Source organism: Flavobacteriales bacterium (assembly GCA_016712535.1).
Lineage (GTDB): Bacteria > Bacteroidota > Bacteroidia > Flavobacteriales_F > PHOS-HE28 > PHOS-HE28.
Genome location: JADJQW010000002.1, coordinates 108,892 through 129,750 on the forward strand (window position 1 = coordinate 108,892; position 20,859 = coordinate 129,750).

General features: G+C 62.2%; 11 protein-coding genes. 7 read left to right on the plus strand and 4 right to left on the minus strand.

Annotated features, from left to right (window positions below):
• Genes IPK70_00465 through IPK70_00475 form a run of 3 tightly spaced genes read right to left on the minus strand, consistent with a single transcriptional unit; the run spans position 1 to position 4,657 of the window.
• Positions 1 to 702, minus strand: a complete 702-nt coding sequence (locus tag IPK70_00465; GenBank protein ID MBK8225629.1) for a response regulator — start codon at positions 700 to 702, stop codon at positions 1 to 3.
• Positions 699 to 2,483, minus strand: a complete 1,785-nt coding sequence (locus IPK70_00470) for a tetratricopeptide repeat protein (protein MBK8225630.1) — start codon at positions 2,481 to 2,483, stop codon at positions 699 to 701. The genes IPK70_00465 and IPK70_00470 overlap by 4 nt, the downstream gene beginning before the upstream one ends.
• A 23-nt stretch (positions 2,484 to 2,506) precedes the next feature.
• Positions 2,507 to 4,657, minus strand: coding sequence for a hypothetical protein (locus IPK70_00475; GenBank protein MBK8225631.1), 2,151 nt, complete (start codon positions 4,655 to 4,657; stop codon positions 2,507 to 2,509).
• 211 nt (positions 4,658 to 4,868) lie between these two features.
• Here IPK70_00475 and IPK70_00480 point away from each other — a divergent pair, with 211 nt between their 5' ends.
• From IPK70_00480 to IPK70_00500, 5 genes are all read left to right on the plus strand, one after another.
• Complete coding sequence (locus IPK70_00480) at positions 4,869 to 8,294, plus strand: hypothetical protein (GenBank protein MBK8225632.1); 3,426 nt, start codon at positions 4,869 to 4,871, stop codon at positions 8,292 to 8,294.
• 103 nt (positions 8,295 to 8,397) lie between these two features.
• Entirely contained in the window at positions 8,398 to 10,458 is a 2,061-nt protein-coding gene (locus tag IPK70_00485) for a PKD domain-containing protein (GenBank protein ID MBK8225633.1), read from the plus strand.
• Between the two features lie 185 nt (positions 10,459 to 10,643).
• Complete coding sequence (locus tag IPK70_00490; GenBank protein MBK8225634.1) at positions 10,644 to 12,710, plus strand: PKD domain-containing protein; 2,067 nt, start codon at positions 10,644 to 10,646, stop codon at positions 12,708 to 12,710.
• Between the two features lie 73 nt (positions 12,711 to 12,783).
• A complete protein-coding gene (locus IPK70_00495; GenBank protein MBK8225635.1) occupies positions 12,784 to 14,841 on the plus strand; it encodes a T9SS type A sorting domain-containing protein in 2,058 nt (685 codons plus the stop codon).
• Entirely contained in the window at positions 14,838 to 15,281 is a 444-nt protein-coding gene (locus IPK70_00500; GenBank protein ID MBK8225636.1) for a hypothetical protein, read from the plus strand. The genes IPK70_00495 and IPK70_00500 overlap by 4 nt, the downstream gene beginning before the upstream one ends.
• A 66-nt stretch (positions 15,282 to 15,347) precedes the next feature.
• Here the strand turns inward: IPK70_00500 and IPK70_00505 are convergent, their stop codons facing one another.
• Entirely contained in the window at positions 15,348 to 18,107 is a 2,760-nt protein-coding gene (locus tag IPK70_00505; GenBank protein MBK8225637.1) for an aminotransferase class I/II-fold pyridoxal phosphate-dependent enzyme, read from the minus strand.
• A gap of 244 nt (positions 18,108 to 18,351) precedes the next feature.
• Between IPK70_00505 and IPK70_00510 the strand changes: the two genes are divergently transcribed.
• Together IPK70_00510 and IPK70_00515 are read left to right on the plus strand one after the other, a co-directional pair.
• Positions 18,352 to 19,098, plus strand: a complete 747-nt coding sequence (locus IPK70_00510) for a class I SAM-dependent methyltransferase (GenBank protein MBK8225638.1) — start codon at positions 18,352 to 18,354, stop codon at positions 19,096 to 19,098.
• Between the two features lie 69 nt (positions 19,099 to 19,167).
• A complete protein-coding gene (locus IPK70_00515) occupies positions 19,168 to 20,850 on the plus strand; it encodes a hypothetical protein (protein MBK8225639.1) in 1,683 nt (560 codons plus the stop codon).
• Positions 20,851 to 20,859 lie beyond the last annotated feature (9 nt).

Genomic DNA, 20,859 nt, shown 5'->3' on the forward strand with positions numbered 1-20,859 from the left:
TCAACGCCCGACCCACGCTGCCCGAACAGCCTCCTTGTGCGTGCGGCCCAGCGGTAAACGTTCGCCCTCAATCAGCACTTCCTTCTCCGAAAGCGCTGTGATCCTTCGGGCATCCACCAGATAGCTCCTATGGATGCGCACGAAATGCGCTGAGGCGATGCGCTCTTCCATGCTGTTGAGCGTAGCCGAGAGCGCGTAACGCTGCCCATCGGCATGGATCACCACGTAGTTGTCGTCCGCCTCCAAGTAGCGGATGTCGTCGATGCGCACCTTCACCAGCCTGCCCTTGTCGCGCACGAGCAGGTGACCCTTGGCCGTACCGAAGCCGATGCGCGCCAATGCGATGGTGATCTGCGCGCGCAAGTCGGCGGCCTCGAAGGGCTTGATCACGAATCCTTCGGGTTTGGTGGCCTTCACGCGCTCCAAGGTGGCCGGGTCGGCATGCGAAGTGATGAAGAGGAAAGGAATGCGCAATCGATGCGTGAGCTCCTTGGCCACTTCGATACCGTCAGGATCGCCGTGCAACCGTATGTCGAGCAGCGCGAGATCGGGCTGCTCTTGCTGAGCCAAGGCGATCGCCGTTGTGCCATTATGCGTCACTCCCACCACATCATGCCCCATCTCCTCCAGCATCGCCTGCATATCCGCCGCGATCAGCGGCTCATCCTCAACGACTAGCAATCGCGCGCGCTGCATGCTCATACAGTGATCTTGAATTCGCGTATAGTCATGCGCACAGCGGTCCCCGGTGAGCCATTCATGTCGTAGGTCGCGTTCAGCCGTGTGGCGAAGTTCTTCAGCAATTGCAGACCGAAGCCCTCGTGATCCGTCTTCTCAGGATGCCCCACACCATCGTCTCGCACCTCCAGAAGGAGCTCCTTGCCTGATTGCCGCAGTGCCACGGTGATGCGGCCCGCGCGACCTTCAGGAAAGGCATGCTTCATGGCGTTCACCAGCAGTTCGTTCAAGATGAGTCCGATGGGTACTGCGGTATCCACGTCCAGGCGCATCTCATCCACCTGAGGGTCGATGCGGATGCGGTCCTCCCTGATCCCATGGCTCTCGATCAGGCCTTGGATCAGCTTCTGCACATAGGGCCTCATGGCGATCCCGTGCGGATCGTCGGCACGATAAAGGTCCTGATGGATAAGGGCCATGCTGCGCACGCGATCCTGGCTCTCGCGAACGGCATCGCGCGCGGCCGGGTCGTTGATGCGCCGCCCCTGCATGCGCAGCAGGCTGCCCACCAGTTGCAGGTTGTTCTTCACGCGATGGTGCAGCTCGCGCAACAGAAGGTCCTTCTCGCCGATCGCGCCTTCGAGCTCCCGATTCTTCATGCCCAAGGCTTCCGTGAGCGCTTTGCGCAGACGGTACGCGCGCAGCAGGAGCAATCCGGCAATGGCCATGATCAGCGCTGCGGCACCGGCGATCCCTGCCAGGAGCGTGCGTTGCTCCACCTCTGAGCGCTGCTGCGCGATCTCCGTATCCTTTCGCGCGCTCTCGAAACGCTCCTGTGCATCGGCCACGGCTTGCTGCTGCTCGGCACGGTACAGCGTATCGCGCCAAGCCAGGTGTTCCTGTAGCAGATTGAAAGCGAGTGCATGGTCGTTCATCGCATGCGCAGCATCGGCTTGGGCGCGCAGCGCATCGGCCAGCGAGGCGGTCAGGTTCGCACTGCGGGCGATCTCGGTCGCGATACGCAATTGCTCTGCTGCCTCGACGGGCCGTCCTGCGGCCAGGAGCGCATGGCCCAAGCCGATGTGCATGCCGCAGCGGACCGGGGCGTCGCCTGATGGACCCATTGATGCTAAAGCCTCCCGGTAGAGCGGAATGGCGGCTTGATGGTCGCCGCGCATCGCGCGCAATTGCGCCAGCTCGAATCGCGCGATGGATCCATGTGCGCCGCCAACACCCGTGAGCAAATCGATGGATCGGCTCAAGCAGGCCTCGGCGCTATCGAGCTGCCCGGAATCGCGGTAGGCCTTGCCGAGTTCCTGCATCATGCCCGCTTGCCACAGCGGCTGCCCCGTTCTCGCATAACCATCGGCAGCGATCCGGTAGTGCTCCACCGCCTTGCCGTAGCGCTTCAGTGCAGCATGCGCGTTGGCCACGCTGCTATGGATGATCAAGGTCGCACTGTGATCACCGGCCTGCTCATAAAGGTCGATCGCCGAGAGGTAGTGCTCCAGCGCGCGGTCGTGGCGGCCCATGATCGTGAGCGGCATGCCTACCGCATTCTCAGCCTGCGCGCGGACCAGCGGCAACCGGCCTCCTGCCAGGCCCCGCATGGCTTCCGCATGGAAGAGGGCGCTATCCGGCGCTCGTCGCAAATGCGCACGGAACAGCGAGAGGTGCGCTTCATAACGCATGCTGTCATCTGCGGCGCTTGCCAGCACGTCGCGCAAGGAATCGAGCTCCGGCTGCGCGATCAGGTGCGCCGCCGAGAGGGCCATTGCGCAGGTCGAAAGGAGCGATCGCTTCATCAGCATAGCGCTAAGGAACTGCACTAGGGCAGCTGCTGCACGCGCGTGGCCGTGGGCGTGCTGCCGCCGATGTTCAGCAGGATCGGATCGCGGTCGTTCTGTTGGCCCACGTATTTCACCACGCCATCGAGGTTCACATCCTCGGGCCAGTACCCGCTCGTGGTGTTGGTAGGGATGCTTCCGCCGACACGTACCAGGATCGGGTCACGGTCGTTCTGCTGGCCGATGTACCTCAGCGCGCCATCCGGTTCGACATTGCCAGCCCAGAGCACCATGTCATCGCCAATCAACTTGCGTGCTTCTGTTCCCCATGTGGGCGCTGCCGGGCTGGTGAAATCGATCACTGCTGGCGTCCCCGACAAGGCCACGGGCTGAGCGGTCATCACGGCCAGGTGGTTGCGGTGGCGGATAGCGATGTGGTATTCGCCATCACCAGCACAGAAACCTACAGGGGCCACGCCATCAACGGCCACGATATCCCCATCGCGCTGAAGCAGCGCTGCACGCCGTGCGATCACCACGCTGGGATCATCGGCTACGCGCAATTCCACCATCACCCAATCGACAATAGCAGAGGACAGCGTCCAGGTGAGCGCTTGCTGCGTGGTGCTCGCATCCTGCTCCAGCACGAAGCCCAAGTCGCTGTACGGCTCGTTCAGCGGGATCAGTCCGGCCAAGCGCAGGTCGTCGCGTTGAGGGAGGAAGGAACCCGTATCGTAGGCGCCTTCGAGGAAAGCCTTGGCGCGCACGAAGATGCCGGCGCAGTCCGGCTTGCGGTACTGGATGACGAATGCATCGGTGCTTCCTGCATTCGTGAGCAGCGATACGCCGGGCCCGGGATCCGCATCCATGGTCTGCAGGTAAGCGCCTGCAACCACGAATCGTCCCTGCGTGCCGAGTGCCAGCGCGTTGGCCACATCGTTCTGGGCGGAGCCGAATCCGAATCCGAAGATGACCGTTCCATTGGCCGTGTAGCTGGCCACGAAGCAATCGCCGCCGCCATTGGTGAGCAGTTCAAGCGTGCCTGGCCCGGGATCGAGGTCGAGGGCGGTTGAACCGAAGCTGCCGAAGACCCCGCAAATCGTGATCCGGTTGAGGGCGTCCACCTTGAGCGAAAGCCCTTCGTTGAGAAAGCTCTTTAGCATGAAGGCCCAAGTCAGGGAGCCATCGCTGCTGAGCTTGCACACGAAAGCCGGCTCGGTGAAATCGCCCGCGAGGCTGAGCACCCCCGGCCCGGGGTCGAAGTCCGTGCTGCTGGTGATGCGGCCAGTGAGGACAGGGCCGCCATCCGGACCTACGCCGATCGCCTTTCCGCGCTCATTGCCGCTGGCGCCGATCCCATGGCCCCAGATGAATGCGCCCGAGGAAGAGAGTTTCAGCACGAAGATGTCTGCATCGCCGCCGCTGGTTCGCGTGGCCACTCCAGGCCCGGGGTCCAGGTCAACGGAATTCCGGAACTCACCGGTAACGATAAGGTTGTCCAGCGCATCCACGCAAACAGCATATGCGATGTCCTGTGCAGTGCCTCCCACCGTGAAGCCCCAAAGGAAATTGCCGTTGCTGTCCATCTTCTGAACGAAGGCATCCTGTTGTCCCATGCCCGCCACCGTAGCGGTGCCTGGCCCGGGATCAAGGTCGCCGCCGTTGCCCAGCGCGCCCACGGTGATCAAGTTCCCCTGGCCATCGATGGCGATGCCATAGCCCTCATCATTCCCAAGCCCGCCGAAGATGCGCCCCCATTGGTAGGAGCCCGAGGCGCTGAGCTTGATCACGAAGGCCGCGAAAACGGTGTTCGGCGTCGTCTGGAAGTCGGTGCCCGGCCCGGGGTCGAGATCCACGGTACCGCGCACGCGGCCAGTGAGGTACATATTGTCCTGGGCGTCGATGACGATGGAGCGCCCGTACTCTGCGCCACTCACGCCCAGGGATCCGCCCCACTGGAAATTGCCCGCAGAATCGAGCTTCTGGATGAAGATGTCGTGATCACCGTTGCTGCTCACGTTGAAGGTGCCCGCTCCAGGGTCGAGGTCCACCGTATTCACGAAAATGCCGGCCGTCCAAACGCTGTTCTGTCCATCAATGCTCGTGGCGAAAGCGTTCTCTGTCAAGGCACCATTGACGCTGCGGCCCCAATCGAGCGATTGAGCGCTAATCGAGCAGGCGAGGTTGGCCATCAGAGTAGCCAGAACGGTGCGAGGGGTCATGGGCTGGTACGTGATTCCGCGCAACCTAGCACGCCAACGGGCGCTGGTTCCGATGCCGACCGCGAACGACGGGACAATAAGGGTGAGGGGAATCCGGGCTTGTTCTGATCGCGTCAATGGGCTAGTTTGGCCGGTCTGAAAACTGCCGGTGCGTGACAGGCCCCGGGAAATCGACCTCCCCATGCGCTTCTTCTCCGCCAACCGCAAGTCGATCATCGCGCTTTCCAGTCTCGGTTTGATCGCCGGACTCACTGCATTCGAGCATGGGCCCGAGGACGAGGGAACGGCCAAGGCGATCGGCAACGGAGTGCCGACGAGCAGCTTCACCAATTTCGAGTCGGCGCATGTGAGCCCGATCGCCATGACGCCCGATGGCACCAAATTGCTCGCGGTGAACACGGCGAATAACAGCCTGGAGGTGTTCACCTTGAGCGCCACGGGCATGATGCATTTCGCCACCATACCCGTTGGCCTTGATCCGGTAACGGTGCGCGCCCGCACCAACAATGAGGTCTGGGTGGTCTGCCAGGTCAGCGACGAGATCAGCATCGTGGACCTCACCCTGAAGGCCACCATCCGCAGTGTTGCGACTGAGAACGAGCCGGCCGACCTGGTGTTCGCAGGCACTCCGCAGAAGGCTTATGTGAGCTGTGCGGAGCGCGAGAGCATCCAGGTGTTCGACCCGGCCAACCTCGCTACCGCGCCCGTTGAGGTCCTGCTGAAAGGCGAGCAACCGCGCGCACTGGCCGTAAGCCCCGATGGGAGCACGGTTTATTGCGCCTTCTTCGAGAGCGGCAACCGCACCACCGCCATCAGCGGCAATGATTTCTTCTCCACCGAGCACGTGCCCACCAAGATCGGCATCTGCTCTACGCAGGGGGGGTGCACCCTGATCCCGAACGATGTCAAGCGACCGACCGGGCCATACGGCGGCGTGGTCCCGGTGCCGAATTCCGGAACGGGATTCAACCCACCGCTCAACCCGAGCAACCCGCCGTCCACCGAGACCAACACGATGATCGTGCGCAAGAACGCGTCCGGCCAATGGATGGACGACAACAACCATGACTGGACGAACATCGTGAGCGGAGGCGCTGGCGTTCGTCAAGCCGGCTGGGACATGCCGGACCGCGATGTGGCCATGATCGCGACCAGCACGAATGCAGTCACATATAAGAGCACGTTGGGGAATATCCTCATGGCCATGAGCGTGCGGCCCGGCACTGGCGAAGTGTTCGTGGTGGGTACCGATGCCACCAACGAGATCCGCTTCGAGCCAAACCTGAAAGGGAAGTTCCTTCGGGTGAACGTTTCGCGCTTCGCACCACCCTCGGGCTCCGTGGCGATCACGGACATGAATCCGCAGATCAATTACAGCACCCACACTTCACCTCCAGCGGTGCGCAAGCAGGCCTTGGGCGACCCGCGCGGCATCGCCTGGCGCACGGATGGCACCAAGGCATACGTCACTGGCATGGGCTCCAACAACGTGATCACGATCAATGCCACGGGTAGCCGCACCGTTCCGGACCCCATCCCCGTGGGCGAAGGCCCAACGGGCGTCGTGATCGATGAAGCACGCCAGCGCGCGTACGTCATCAACAAATTCGGTGGCAGCATCTCCACCATCGACCTCTCCACGGACAAGGAAGTGAGCCGCACAGCCTTCTTCGACCCCACGCCGCAGGTGATCAAGACCGGGCGCAAGCATTTGTACAACACCCACACCGGCAGCGGTCACGGTCACATCAGCTGCGGCAGCTGTCATGTGGATGCCCGTTGGGACCGGCTCGGTTGGGACCTTGGGGATCCGTCCGGCGAGATGGCGCTCGTGGATGGCAAGAGCTTCCATCCGTTGAAGGGCGTGAAGACCACGCAATTCCTCATCGACATCATCGGTCGGGGCCGTGGCAATCTGCATTGGCGCGGCGACAAGGATGGCTTCGCCGATTTCGCAGGCGCATTCCAGAACCTGCAAGGCGCCGATGCGCCGCTGGATGTGGTGAGCATGCAGGAGTTCAGTGATTTCCTGGCCGCCTGCTGGTACGTGCCGAACCCATACCGTGTCTACAAGCCCAATTCGCAATCGTCCACGGCGCGGATCAACCCGAACCGCGTACGAGGTACAGGCGTCACGTTCCAGAGCGTTCCTCCAGCGGTGAATCTTTTCGTTGCCGTCAACGTGAATTGCGTACCCTGCCACAATGCACAAACGGGACGCGGTGACCTTGCCGGGAATGGACAGGTGGCCGGGAACGCCCCCGGCGCGGGAGGCACCACGAACAACACACAAGGCTTCACCATGAACAGGAACATGGCCGGTGACTTGCGCAGCGCCTACCGGAAGACGGGCTTCTTCTACAACACCACCGAATGCACCAGTGGCTTCGGGCTATTGTCCGAAGGTGTGATGGAGACATGGTACAACGGTGCTGGTACAGCTAATTACATGGGGGACTACGAGCCGGAGATCCTTAGTTGGTCAGGAGGCATCGATAATGCCAACTGCTCGCAGTGCTTCAACACCACCAATTTCCCATTCTCCGCCTCTGCCGTGAATGATGTGCTCCCCGCGGTGGGCATGCGCCATACGATCAACGGATCGATCGGCTCCACCACCACGCTCAACGTGCTGAAGGACCTGGCCGACACCCGTGCCAGCGAGTACGGCATGGTGGTGAAAGGCATCTGGGGCGGCGTGCCGCGCGGCTTCTACTATTTGGGCAGCAACAACTACCAGCCCGACCAGAACGGGGCCGCAGCCGTCACGCACACCGCGTTGGTCGCGGCCGCCCAAGCCGGCGGCGCACCGCTCACATGGACCCTCGTGCACCCCACCACCAAGATCCGGCATGGCGTTGACCGCGACATGGATGGCATCTACGACTTCACCGATGGGGACAGCGAGCTCGCCTTGAACCTTGTGCTCGAAGGCGCTTGGACAGGAACCGCGATGCGCACCAGCCTGAAGACCGCAGGCCTGTTGCCTATGAGCGATCCCTACGGCATGGGCGCCACCATGAGCCAGGCATTATTCGACCGCACGGGCAGCAATGCGCCCGTGGATTGGGTGATGGTGCAGCTGCGCGATGGCGCCAATCATAGCACCGTTGTGGATGAGCGCGCGGCCCTGGTACTGGCCAACGGCAAGGTGGTGATGCCCAATGGCGAAGAGCCATTATGGTTCCCCAACGCGCCGCGCGGGCAATACAAAATGGCGACGTGGCACCGCAACCACTTGGCCGCCATGACCAACGTGGCGCAGCAGTATGGCACTGGCGTGGTCAGCATCGACCTCACCAATCCGGCCACCGTGACCTATGGCACCGATGCGCGCACCTTGGTCGATGGCATCAGCATGCTCTGGGCCGGCGATGTGAGCGGCGATGGCGTGCTGCGCTACACGAATGCGGACAACGACCGTGATCCCATCTTGGTGCGCATCGGCGGATCTGTGCCCACCGCGACTGCGGCGGGATACTACCCCGAAGACGTGAACCTCGACGGCGTGGTACGCTACACTGGCTTCCAGAACGACCGTGATCCGATTCTGGTTAACATTGGAGGTGCGGTACCCACGAACTCAAGGAATGAGCAGTTGCCCTGAGCGCGGTCCGGGGTGTTCAGACTTCCAAGGCCAACGCGCTTAAGGCCAGCCTTGGTTCGGGCTTGGGGCGAACCGTTGAGCCTACATTCGACGCCCCTCACGCATGCGCTATCCGATTCTCCTTCCTGCCTTGGCCTTTGCCTTCACCGCGATTGCCCAGGATGAGGGCTTCCGTTGCCTGGCCAACAACCCCGCAGAGCTGAGCCGTCACTTGGCTGCTGATCCCGGCGCCATGGTGCACGCCGTCCAAGCCAAGGCCGCGCTCGATGCGCGCACTGGTGCTTTCGCACGCGGCGGAGGCGAGGACTATGTGATCCCGGTGGTCTTCCACGTGATCCACAACAATGGGACAGAGAACATCAGCGATGCCCAGGTACAGGACGCTGTTCGCATCCTTAACGAGGACTACAACAAACTGAACCCGGATTGGACCTCGACGCACCCGCAGTTCATTGACATCGTTGCCGACGTTGGCATTCAGTTCCGCTTGGCTCAACGTGATCCTGAAGGCAATTGCACCAACGGCATCACCCGTACACAGAGCACGCAGACCAATCTGGGGGACTTCGAAATGACCCAGCTGATCCAATGGCCGCGAGACCGCTACCTGAACATCTGGGTATGCCGCTACGCCAACGGAGCGGCGGGCTACACTTATTACCCCATCTGGCTCGATGGCTGGCCAGAGGCCGATGGCATCGTGGTGCGGTATGATTACGTGGGGAGCATCGGGACTTCCTCCGCTTTCCGCTCGCGGGTGCTCAGCCACGAAGTGGGCCACTGGCTCAACCTGAAGCATTGCTGGGGCGATAGCAACGAGCCAGGCGATGAAGCGAATTGCTTCATGGACGACGACGTGGAGGATACCCCCCTCACCCGTGGCTGGACCAGCTGCGTGCTGAGCGGCGCCAGCTGCGGGAGCACGCTGGACAATGTGCAGAACTACATGGAGTACAGCTATTGCGGCCGCATGTTCACCGCTGGGCAGGGCGATCGGATGCTTGCTGCGCTCACTTCGCCGATCGCGCAGCGAGAGAACCTCTGGCAGCCGGCGAACCTGGCGCTCACAGGCGTAGATGGAACCGGCACGGTGTGCGAAGCGCGCTTCACGGCCAACCGTCGCTCGGTGTGCTCGGGCGGGAGCGTGAGCTTCTCCGACCAGAGCTTCAATGGCATCGTGCAGCGCGCATGGAGCTTCCCGGGCGGCGAGCCGGCAACAAGCACCGAGGCGGCGCCGACCGTGACCTACCCAACGACCGGAGAGTACGAGGTCACGCTCACGGTCACTGACGCCAACGGCAGTAGCCTCACCCGAACTGAAACAGCCTACATCCGCGTGCTCCCGAGCCCCGGGCAGCCCGTGCCTTGGAACGAAGACTTCGAATCAGCTTCGATCCTGCCGAATGATACCTGGGAGGTGATTGACCCCAGCCTCGATGGCGGCTTCCAGCTCACCACGTCCGCAGCGTACTCCGGCACGCGAAGCGCTCGCCTGCCCAATACCATCTTCAGCGCAGGCCGCACCGATGAGCTGATCTCGAACACCTTCGACCTGAGCGGCGCGCCCGGCGGCATCGTGAGCTTCCGCTATGCCTACGCCAAGCGGTACGTTGCAGATGATGATGAGCTGTACGTGTACGTCAGTGCGAACTGCGGCGACACTTGGCTGCTGCGCAAGATCATGCGCGGCAACACCAGTTTGCTCACAGCCGGGGTGGTGCCCGGGGCATTCACGCCGACAAATCCCGAGCAGTGGCGCTTCGCGCAATTCTCCAACATCGGCGCGAACCTCTGCACCAGCAGCTTCCGCGTGCGATTCGTGTTCTTGAGCAATGGCGGCAACGACCTCTACCTCGACGACATCAACGTGCAGGGCGGACTGGTCGGAATCGATGAGCTGCCCGATGGGCAATCCGGGGTGCGAATCCTCCTCGATGCTTCAGCCGGAACCGCTGATGCGTTGCTCAACCTGGATCGACCAGACAGGCTTCGATTCGATGTGCTGGACCCCTTGGGTCGCGTCGTCTCGCAGCTAGGACCGCTGTCTTTGGGCGCTGGCAGCCACCGGATCGCCCTGCCCATTCAGGGTCGGGCCGCAGGTGGCTATATGCTCCGGGTAAGTGGCGGGAATCGGAGCGAGGCTGTGCGCTTTGTGATGCCCTGACTCCCTCGTCGGGGACAAGGTCGCGTTCGGGGAGGTGATATCCGGATTGGTCGGAACCGCACTGCTATTGAGCGATAGCCTGGACTGTTTTGGATCCATCGTGCCGCAATAGCATTGCCAAGCTGTGACAGGCGGGTGAGGCTGGGACGGGTATTTTGGCACCCCTTAGACCCCCCCCCTCGCGCATGCGCCAACTTTCACTCTCGCTGATCGCTGCATTATTCAGCTTCACCCAATCCTCGGCGCAATCACCTGTGCATCCGTGCGGTGCCAATGACCTGGACAAGGCCTTGGCCGGCCACCCCGATCCCATGGGCGAGCGCCAGCGCATTGCTCAAGCCGATGCTGAACTCGAGGCCTTCACGGCGCAATGGGCTGCTGAGAACAGTGGGGCCGAGCGCGTGGTGTACACGATCCCCGTGGTCTTCCACATCATCCACAACAACGGGCCGGAGAACATCAGCGATGCGCAGGTCATCGATGCCGTGCGCATCCTGAACGAGGACTTCAACAAGCTGAATCCCGATTGGCCGAACGTGCGGCCCGATTTCCTTCCACTGGTGGCTGATGTGGGCGTTGAATTCAAGCTGGCCAAGCGCGATCCCCAAGGCAATTGCACCAACGGCATCACACGCACGCTGAGCGCCCTCACCAACGACGGCACGCAGACCATGAAGAACCTGATCCAGTGGCCGCGCAACAAGTACCTAAACATCTGGGTAGCCGCCAGCGCCGATGGTGCTGCCGGCTACACCTACCGCCCGAGCTCGGTGAACAACCAGCCCACTTGGGACGGCATCGTGATCCTGCACGATTACACCGGTGCTATCGGCACGGGCAGCGTGGGCCGCAGCCGGGCGCTTACGCACGAGGTAGGGCACTGGATCAACCTCGCGCACACTTGGGGCAACAGCAACACTCCGGGCGATGAGGACAACTGCGGCATGGATGACAGCGTGCAGGATACGCCCAACACGATCGGATGGACCTATTGCGCGATCAACGGCACCAGCTGCGGCTCGCTGGACAATGTGGAGAACTACATGGAGTACAGCTATTGCTGCAAGATGTTCACCGAAGGCCAGAAGACCCGGATGATCGCCGCGCTCAACAGCGGCACCGCGCAGCGCAACCAATTGCACACCGCATCCAATCTCGCAGCTACAGGAGCGAACGATGCGCCGACGCTTTGCCAGGCCGCCTTCGGGAGCAGCGCCCGTCTGGTGTGCGCCGGCTCTCCGATAACCTTCACCGATCTCAGCTTCCACGGGGTCACCGGTTGGCAGTGGGATTTCCCAGGCGCCACGCCGGCCACAGCGGAAGAAGCGCAGGCCACCGTCACCTACTCCGAGCCCGGAGTTTATCCGGTGAGCCTGACAGTATCGGACGGAACGGCCAACCTGACGACCACGGCGAACGCGTACATCACCGTGCTCGCCAATCCCGGGGAGGAAGCGCCGGTGACCGAAGGCTTCGAGTCGCTCTCTGCCCTCAATGGCCCGGAGTGGTTCACCTTGAACGGGAACAACGACAACACCTTCCAATTGACCAGCACGGCCGCGTACACCGGCGCCAAGAGCGTCCGGGTGCTGAACACAACGGCCATGGCCGGGAACACGGACGAGCTCCTCTCACGCACATTCGACCTGATTGATGCCGAGGCCGTGTCCATCTCCTTCCGATGGGCATACGCCCGCCGCAGCACCAGTACGGACGACATCCTGAGCCTGCACATCAGCAACGATTGCGGAGAGAACTGGCTGCTGCGCCGGATCATGCGCGGAAGCACCACGCTTCCCACGGCGCCTGCCACCACCAGCAGTTTCGTTCCCAATGGCCCCGAGCAATGGGGGCAAACCACGGTCACGAACATCGGCGCCACCAGCCACATCGCCAACTTCCGCTTCAAGTTCGTGTTCGAGAGCGATGGCGGCAACAACCTGTACATCGACGACATCAACCTCAATGGCATGCCGGTGGGCGTTGAGGAGCTCTCCGCAGGCGGGGCCCTGCAGGTGCTGCCCAACCCCGCTCAAGGGCAGGCACGCGTGCGCATCGAACTTCCCCATGCAGCGCCAGTGCGCCTGCAGCTTGCCGATGCCACGGGCCGCCAAGTGCTCCATATGGACCTGGGCACACGGAGCGGCGAAGTGCTGCACCCGATACCACTGCATGGCCTGGCTCCGGGCACGTACTTGATTCGCGCTGAAGTGGATGGCGCACCCTCGGTGGTTCGGCTGATCATTGACTAGTGGCGCAACGCAGCCGGAAGCCACGAGCAGCCTTCGATTAATTTCGCACGTCATCCCCTCAACACGCAGACTGATGAACAGGATCGCGACACTCTTGGCTTGCATCATGCTCTCAGCGGGCGCAATGGCCCAGCAGCAAACCGCCTTCACCTGCCGCACCAACGATGCCGGCATCATGGAGCAGCTGCATGGCAACGACCCGGCCTTGATGGCCGCGATCGCCGAGGAGGAGGCCGCCTTGGAGGCCTGGACAGAAGGATTCAGTGAGGGCGCACGCAGCACCTACACCATCCCGGTGGTCTTTCACATCATCCACCAGTTCGGCGCCGAGAACATCAGTGATGCGCAGGTCTTCGATGCCATGCGGATCCTCAATGAGGATTTCAACAAGCAGAATCCCGATTGGGACAACGTGGTGAGCCAGTTCCTGCCGCTTGTCGCCAACATCGACATCGAGTTCAAGCTGGCGCGGAAGGACCCGAACGGCAATTGCACCAAGGGCATCACGCGCACGGTGAGCGCCCTCACCAACGACGGCACGCAGACCATGAAGAACCTGATCCAGTGGCCGCGCAACAAGTACCTCAACGTGTGGGTGGCCGCAAGCGCTGATGGCGCCGCCGGCTACACGCTAACCCCGGGCGGCGCAGCGGTCTTCGCTGCCGCGGACGGCATCGTGATGCAGCACACTTATGTGGGCAGCATCGGCACGGGCAGCGTGAGCCGGTCGCGCGCACTCACGCACGAGGTGGGCCATTGGATCAACCTGGAGCACACCTGGGGAGGCAGCAACACCCCCGCCGTGGCCAGCAACTGCAACACCGACGATGGCGTGAGCGACACGCCGAACACGATCGGGTGGACCACATGCGTCCTGAGCGGCACCAGCTGCAGCTCGCTGGACAACGTAGAGAACTACATGGAGTACAGCTATTGCTCCAAGATGTTCACCAATGGCCAGAAAACGCGCATGATCGCCGCACTCAACAGCTCCACTGCGCAGCGCAACCAGCTCATCACGTCGAACAACCTGACCGCCACCGGCGTGAACCTGCCTGAAGCGCTCTGCGCAGCGGCCTTCAGCAGCAATACCCGCGTGGTGTGCCCGGGAAGCACCGTGGACTTCACCGATGAGAGCTTCAATGCCGTGAGCTCGCGCAACTGGAGCTTCGCTGGCGGCACCCCTGCCACCTCAACAGATGCCAACCCGAGCGTTACCTATAACACGCCGGGCACCTATACGGTGGCGCTCACCGCCAGCGATGGAAGCAGTTCGCAGACCAGCACGCAGACCGCCTACATCACTGTGCTGAACCAACCAGGTGAGCAGCCTCCGGTGCAGGAAGGCTTCGAATCGCTCAGCGCCTTCAACGCCCCTGAGTGGTTCATCGAGAACGTGCATGGCGACAACACCTGGAACGTGACCACGGCAGCCGCATACACCGGCTCAAAGAGCGCGCGCATCGTGAATGCCGCTTCGATGGATGGTCGCGCGGATGAGCTGGTCTCGCGCACGTATGACATGAGCGGAGCCACCCAGATCACCGTGAGCTACCGCTACGCGTATGCCAAGCGCGCCGCGGCGAACGACGATGTGCTCCGCTTCTGGACAAGCAGCAACTGCGGACAGACCTGGACCTTGCGCAAGATCCTCCGTGGGAGCAATTCCTTGCCGACCGCGCCGAACACGACCGGCAGCTTCGTGCCCAACGGTCCTTCACAATGGGGATTCGCAGAGGTCAATACCATCAGCAGCACGAGCCATGTGCCCAACTTCCGCTTCAAGTTCGAATTCGAGAGCAACGGCGGCAACAACATCTACCTGGACGACATCAACATCAATGGGCAGCCTGTGAGCGTCGAGGAACTGGCCAGCGGCGCTGATCTTCAGGTGCTGCCCAATCCTGCCGACGGCGCAGCCACCGCGCTCCTCAGCATGCGCTCGGCCTCTGCGCTCACGTTGGAGGTGATCGACATGACCGGCCGTGCGGTGCTCAGCATCGCCGGAGGCAACCGTTCGGCCGGCGACCACCGCATCGACCTGCCGATCGCCGGGCTTCAAGCGGGCGCCTACTTCCTGCGCGCGCGCTTCGGCAGCGAGCAGCGCACCATCCGATTCATCGTGCGATGAGAGTGGCTGTTTTCCTTCTTTTGGGCGCTTTGGCCGGATGCGGCCGTGTAGCCGAGGGCACCAAGGGCGCGCTGAACAAGGGTGGCGAAATCGCAGGCGTTGCTGCCACCGAAGTGGTTGAAGGCCTCGCCTCCGGGGTTGAGAAGACCTGGGACCTGGATGTGAAGCTGAGCGAGCACCTTCTTGATCAAGGCCTTTCCATCGGCAAGACCATGGTGGAGCCTGACAGTGCCGGTACTGATAACGTGCTCGTGGTGTACGTAGTGGCCAGCCGCGAATTCAATGGGCGCATCACCGCCGTTGCATTCGATGAGGCCGGCCTGGAATATGGACGTGCAGCGATGGACATGCAGCTCGCCCCCAACAGCGCCGATTATTACACGCTGCGCTTCCAGAGCCGCACGGACCTGGAGCGCAAGAGCCGTGTAGTGCTGCAGTAATCTGGCCAATGGAACAAGCAACAGCGATTCAGGCTCTCACGATGCGCATGCGGCCCATCGAATCCCTTAGCGCTTCGTTCGTTTCACGACCTTGATATCCTTGGCGACGGCTGGGATCGGCCCGCGCATGCCCCCCATCGCCGTTGTCGTCTTCTGCCTGCCCAATGCGGCATCAGTGAACACGCGCAGGCCGAGCTCGGGGCGGTAGCCGTGGATCTCCTTCACGTCAATGGCAATGAGGAAGTCGATGATCTCCTGATTGATCATCTGGCCAGGCATGAGCACGGGGAAGCCCGGCGGGTAGGGGATCACGAAGCTGGCCGATACCAGCTCGCGACCTTCGAGCATCAGGCGCTTGCACTCCTCGAGCTTCACGTGCTCGCAGCGCTCCTCCTTGTATGAGAGGAAGTAGGCGCTTCGCAGGTCGCCGCCGGGCACACCGGGCTGTCCCTGGAAGCTGCGGTGGAAGCTGCTGAAGTCCGGCAGTGGCGGGATCTCCTCGGTGAGCGCGCGGATCCGCGCGATGTGCGCCCTCTTGTCGTCGTGCTCGAAGCCAGCGTTGCGCTGCTCCAATTCCTCCGCGATCTGGAGGAGCACCTTGGTGAGATAGGCCAGCGAGCCGCGCGTGGTCCCGATGTTGGTCATGAAGAGCACCGAGTTCCGCGATGTCTTGTTGATCTGGATCTGGTGCTTGTCCATCAAGAACTGGTTCTTGAAGGTATCGCCATCGATGCCGGTGTGGCCGGTGTAGAGGTTGATCTTGGTGGGATCCACCGCGAACTCATCCTCGGCCCATGCCTTCTCGATCTCGCTCCAGCCCTGATCGCGCCGATAGTAGCTGTCGAGCCCGCTCTGCCGGAACTCACCGGGGATGAGCTCGCCGATGGTGATGATGTCGAACCAGCGCTTCAGCTTGGGATGCTCGCGCACCGTGCGGCGCAGCAGAAGCCCCAGCTCGATCGCCTTCTCCACCAGCTCGTATCCCTCGAACTCCACTTGCCGGCGCCCTGCATCCATGCTCGCGAGGATCTGGTAGTTGGCGCTGGTGCTGGTGTGGGTCATATAGGCCTCGTGGAAAGAGGCCTCGCTCTTCCTCACAAAGTCCTCGTCCCAGATGTGGATCATGCTGCCCTGCCGCAGCGAGGTGAGCGTTTTGTGCGTGCTCTGCGTGGCATACACGCGGATGCGCACCTTGTCGGGGTCGGGCATCCGCGGCGATTCTCCATCAACGAGCTTCGCGAGGTGCGCTTCGTATTCTGCGCGGTACTCCGGTGTGCGGTACTTCCGGGCCAGTTTCCGCGCAATGTGCATGGCGGTGCGCTGGCGCAGCACATAACTGAATCGTGCGAAGGCCCACCAGGCTTCATCCCAGAGGAAGACGATGTCGGGCTTGATGGCGAGCACTTCCTCCATGACGCGCTCCACATTGTACACCACGCCATCGAAGGTGCAGTTGGTGAGCAGCAGCATCTTCACCTTGTCCAATCGGCCTCCGCGCTTCAGCTTGAAGAGCTGCTCGCGGATATGATGGAGCGGCACCGCGCCGTACATGCTGTATTTCTTCAGCGGATAGCTGTGCAGGTATACCGGGTAAGCGCCGCTGAGCACCATGCCGTAGTGGTGGCTCTTGTGGCAGTCGCGGTCGATGAGCACGATGTCGCCGGGCTCCACAAGCGCCTGCACAACGATCTTGTTGGTGGTGCTGGTGCCGTTGGTGGCGAAGAAGGTGCGCTGCGAGCCGAAGGCGCGGGCCGCCAGCTCCTGCGCCTTCTTCAGTGGACCGGTGGGCTGCAGCAGCGAATCGAGGCCTCCGGTGGTGGCGCTGGTCTCCGCGAGGAAGAGGTTGCGTCCATAGAACTCGCCGAAGTCCTGTATCCACCGGCTCTTGAAGACGCTGTTCCCGCGACTGATGGGCATGGCGTGGAACACCCCCATGGGCCGGCGGCTGTATTCCTTCAGGGCGGAGAAGAAGGGGGCCTCGTACTTCTCCTGGATGCCGCGCAGCATGGTGAGATGCAGCTCGGTGAGGTCCTCGGTTCGGTAGAAGATGCGGCGGAAGGTGGCGAGCGTGGCGTCCTCCAGCCCGTCCACCGGGGTATCGGTCACGTAGTAACGGTCGACTTCCGGACGGAACCAGCGGCAGATGCGGCCGAGGTATGGCCCCATGTGCGCACGGCCGATCTCTCCGGGATCCAACGCATCGATGGCGCGCGTGAACGTGCTGAGCATTCCTTTGTGGTTCGTGTTCCGGTATGGAACGCCGAAGCGCACCACCACCACTTGGATGTTGTGATTGAAGAGCAGCGCGATGAGCGCATCCTGCACCGTTCGCACCACCACCGCATCGTACACGAAGGGGTCGGCCTTATCGCGGCATTGGAGCAGCTTATGCTTCAGGGCGGCCTCATCATCCTCGTCGAGCTCATCCACGAAGAGCACCTCGAAGTAGTTCGGCCTGGGCTTTCCCTCCTCTTCCGCAAGCAGCGCATCACGGCCTGATGCCGGATCGAGCAGTGCGGCGGAATCGCTGCGGAAAGCCCCGCTGCTCAGCGTTCGCACCACGTGATTCACCCCGAGGTGCAGGCCATGATGATCCTTGCTGCGGAGCATCTGCTCGAGCTGGCGCACTGTGCTGCGGCCGGGATAGGCCCAGTACAATTCGATGGTGAACAGGTCCTTCAGGATCGCGGCCACTTCATCCGGCGCGCAACGGCCATCGTCGAGGTCCATTGCCGCTAGCTTCAACTGATCCCAGGTATGGGATCGCAAGCGCGCCGCATTGTAATGCTGGCGCAGCGATCTCTCTGCTGCGGTTCCGGAAGCCATCAGATTGCTGATTGCGGGAAAGATAGGCGGGGTGCGGCATCGTGCGAATGGCCAATGCTAGTGTGGGTTCCGGTCATCCCGAAGGCCTCCTTCAACCCGTGATCGTTGATACCTGCGCAACGCCCGGCCATGGGCGCCGGGCATGCCCGGGTACCTTGCCCGCAACACCAACCGCCGCAGCATTGCATCAACGTCCGATCGGCTCCCTCCTTGGCGCTATCGCTGCGGCACAAAACGCAACCGCATGAACGAGCGCGATTGGGATAAGGTGGCCGGGACCTTCGAGCAGGAGATCTTCAATGTGCCCGCGAACGATGCCAAGGGCATCATCCGCGGATGGGTGGAGAACCTCGCGTCCCCGGGCGCCGAAGCCACCGACCTGGGCTGCGGAGTGGGTCGCACGCTAGCGCTGCTTGCAGACCATTATGCACGCGTGTACGCGGTGGACGTGAGCAGCCAATGCCTGGAGGTGGCGGCGAAGGCCAATGCGGGCCGCTCCAACATCGCATACGTGCATGCCGATGTGAGTGCGGACAAGAACAGCTACCCCGCCACCGATGTGGTGCTATGCATCAACACCTGGCTCAATGCCGCGCTCGAGATCCGCGAAGGGCTCATTGACCGGACCTGCCGGGGCGTGAAGAAGGGCGGCCACTTGCTGCTGGTGGTGCCTTCTCTCAATTCAGCCTTGCTCACCGCTTACCGCCACTTGCAATGGAACCTGCGTGATGGCATGGACCCGCAGGCGGCCCAGAAGGCCGCTGCACTGAATAGCCATGGCCTCGAGCATGGCTTGGTGAGCATCGACAACGTGCCGACCAAGCACTACCTCCGGGAGGAACTCGAAGCGCTGCTCAACGATCGCGGCTTCAATGTCCTCGACATCGAGAAGATCGAATACCCATGGAGCACGGAGTTCGACGCCCCGCCGCGCTGGATGAAAGCGCCCTTCCCTTGGGATTGGTTCGTCGCTGCGAAGCGGGTGCGTTAAAGCATCGAACTTCGGCTACGGCAGGCAGCGTACTTTCGGTCGGGCGTGTCCCACCTGAAATCCGCGACCATGAATAGAGCTGTACTCCACTTCGCGATTCTCTTGCCAGCAAGCGCGATCGCGCAACCCTACCTGCCCGGATTCAGCCCTTCGGATACGTTGACGATCGCCTGCCCGCAGGACCCCGGTGTCAACATTCTCACCTACGCGGGCTGGGAGGCCTACCAAACACTCGACGATACATGGTGGGGGCCTAGGGACCCTGCGACCTGCATCAACCTGGCCCATGTGACCGGGAATTGGGTGTGGCCGCGCATCGCTGTGAATGAGATCGATGCATCAAGGCCTGTTTTCATCCGGGCGCTGTACGATGACAACAACGTGCTTCCGCTCACAACCAACAACCAATATGCGATTGGCTTCCAGGCCTTCGGCCCGGGCAGCTTCGACAACGGCCCGTGCCCCGGCGGGCCCTGCTCCGGCCTCTTCGCTGGTGTGCGCATACCCGACGCCAGCGGCACCGGAACCGCTATGCGCTGGTACCAAGCGGCTTACGATGAGCAAGACTTCTCCACGTACCAGTTGGAGCTCTGCGTGCCCACGGAGAAGTTCGCCGAGAACGACTTGCGCGAATTCGTAGTGAGCCTGAAGCTGAACGGAGCACCGCCGGGCACATACATCGAAAACCTCTACAGCGAAGTACAGGACATGAGCGCCTGGGGCACCTTGGTGCCGCTCACCAGCGCGAACCTGCCGCAATTCCTTGGCAGCCAATTCTCCTACTGGATCGGCTGGGGCTGGGACAACATTCTGGTGATGCATGACAATGCCGACTACCCGGACGCCGACCATGTGTACCACCTTGATGTGCCGCCTGTGCCGAACGTGGCCTCTCCGACGAATGTGACCATGTACCTGCAGCCATTCTCGGGCTTCAATTTTCAGCCCTACACGGAGCTGCGTGGCGGCCTTGTGCTCGGGAGCGATTCGATACGGCACCCGCTGACCGTGGTGAACGACGGTGCCGACCTCTGCATGGGTTGGGAGTTCATCGAGGTTGTCTGGACGGCCAATACGAGCTACGTACACCAACATGGCCACATTTCGTTCGAGGGGCGCAACGCCTGCTTCCAGTTCCAGTCGGGCAGCGCGTTGCGCGTTGCCGATGGAAGCACCTTCCATTACGGACAGGAAGGCCGCGGCATGCTGCTGCTAATTGAGGGCTCTGCGCTTCACGTGGGCGCGAATGCCGAGCTCGTGATGAACGGCACCATGATCATCAAGGAGCCTGCAGAGGTGAGCGAGGAACGTGACATGCACATTACACTCCGCGAAGGGGCACGGTTGCGATTTGCTCCCGGCTCGCGCTTGATCAACGATTGGAGCAATGGCCAGCGCATGAAGCTCGTGGTCACCCTCGATGGCGGCAGCATCGATGTCGGGGGGCTCAGCCCAGAGGACCGCACCAAGGTGGTGGTGATCGAACTGTCGAAGGAGGAATGGACTGAACTCTCCGTGCTCGGTAATCCGGTGCGCGACCAATTGCGCTTCTCGTTCGCAACCCGTTCGCATGGCGACCTGAAATTGCGCTGCATGGATGCCTTGGGCCGCTTGGTGATGGATTCGCAGGAGCGTGTGGCCGTTGGCCACAACGCCCTGGAAATACCGGCTCATCACCTGAAGCCCGGAGAATACATCCTGGAATTGGTACTGGGAAGCGAAAGGCGGACGGTTCGGTTCGTGAAGGCTTGATGAGGCGCC

Coding starts and splice junctions, on each gene's coding strand:
- IPK70_00510 (MBK8225638.1), top strand. CDS start 18,352: ATGAACGAGCGCGATTGGGATAAGGTGGCCGGGACCTTCGAGCAGGAG.
- IPK70_00485 (MBK8225633.1), top strand. CDS start 8,398: ATGCGCTATCCGATTCTCCTTCCTGCCTTGGCCTTTGCCTTCACCGCG.
- IPK70_00475 (MBK8225631.1), bottom strand. CDS start 4,657: ATGGCCAACCTCGCCTGCTCGATTAGCGCTCAATCGCTCGATTGGGGC.
- IPK70_00470 (MBK8225630.1), bottom strand. CDS start 2,483: ATGAAGCGATCGCTCCTTTCGACCTGCGCAATGGCCCTCTCGGCGGCG.
- IPK70_00500 (MBK8225636.1), top strand. CDS start 14,838: ATGAGAGTGGCTGTTTTCCTTCTTTTGGGCGCTTTGGCCGGATGCGGC.
- IPK70_00505 (MBK8225637.1), bottom strand. CDS start 18,107: ATGGCTTCCGGAACCGCAGCAGAGAGATCGCTGCGCCAGCATTACAAT.
- IPK70_00465 (MBK8225629.1), bottom strand. CDS start 702: ATGAGCATGCAGCGCGCGCGATTGCTAGTCGTTGAGGATGAGCCGCTG.
- IPK70_00495 (MBK8225635.1), top strand. CDS start 12,784: ATGAACAGGATCGCGACACTCTTGGCTTGCATCATGCTCTCAGCGGGC.
- IPK70_00490 (MBK8225634.1), top strand. CDS start 10,644: ATGCGCCAACTTTCACTCTCGCTGATCGCTGCATTATTCAGCTTCACC.
- IPK70_00480 (MBK8225632.1), top strand. CDS start 4,869: ATGCGCTTCTTCTCCGCCAACCGCAAGTCGATCATCGCGCTTTCCAGT.
- IPK70_00515 (MBK8225639.1), top strand. CDS start 19,168: ATGAATAGAGCTGTACTCCACTTCGCGATTCTCTTGCCAGCAAGCGCG.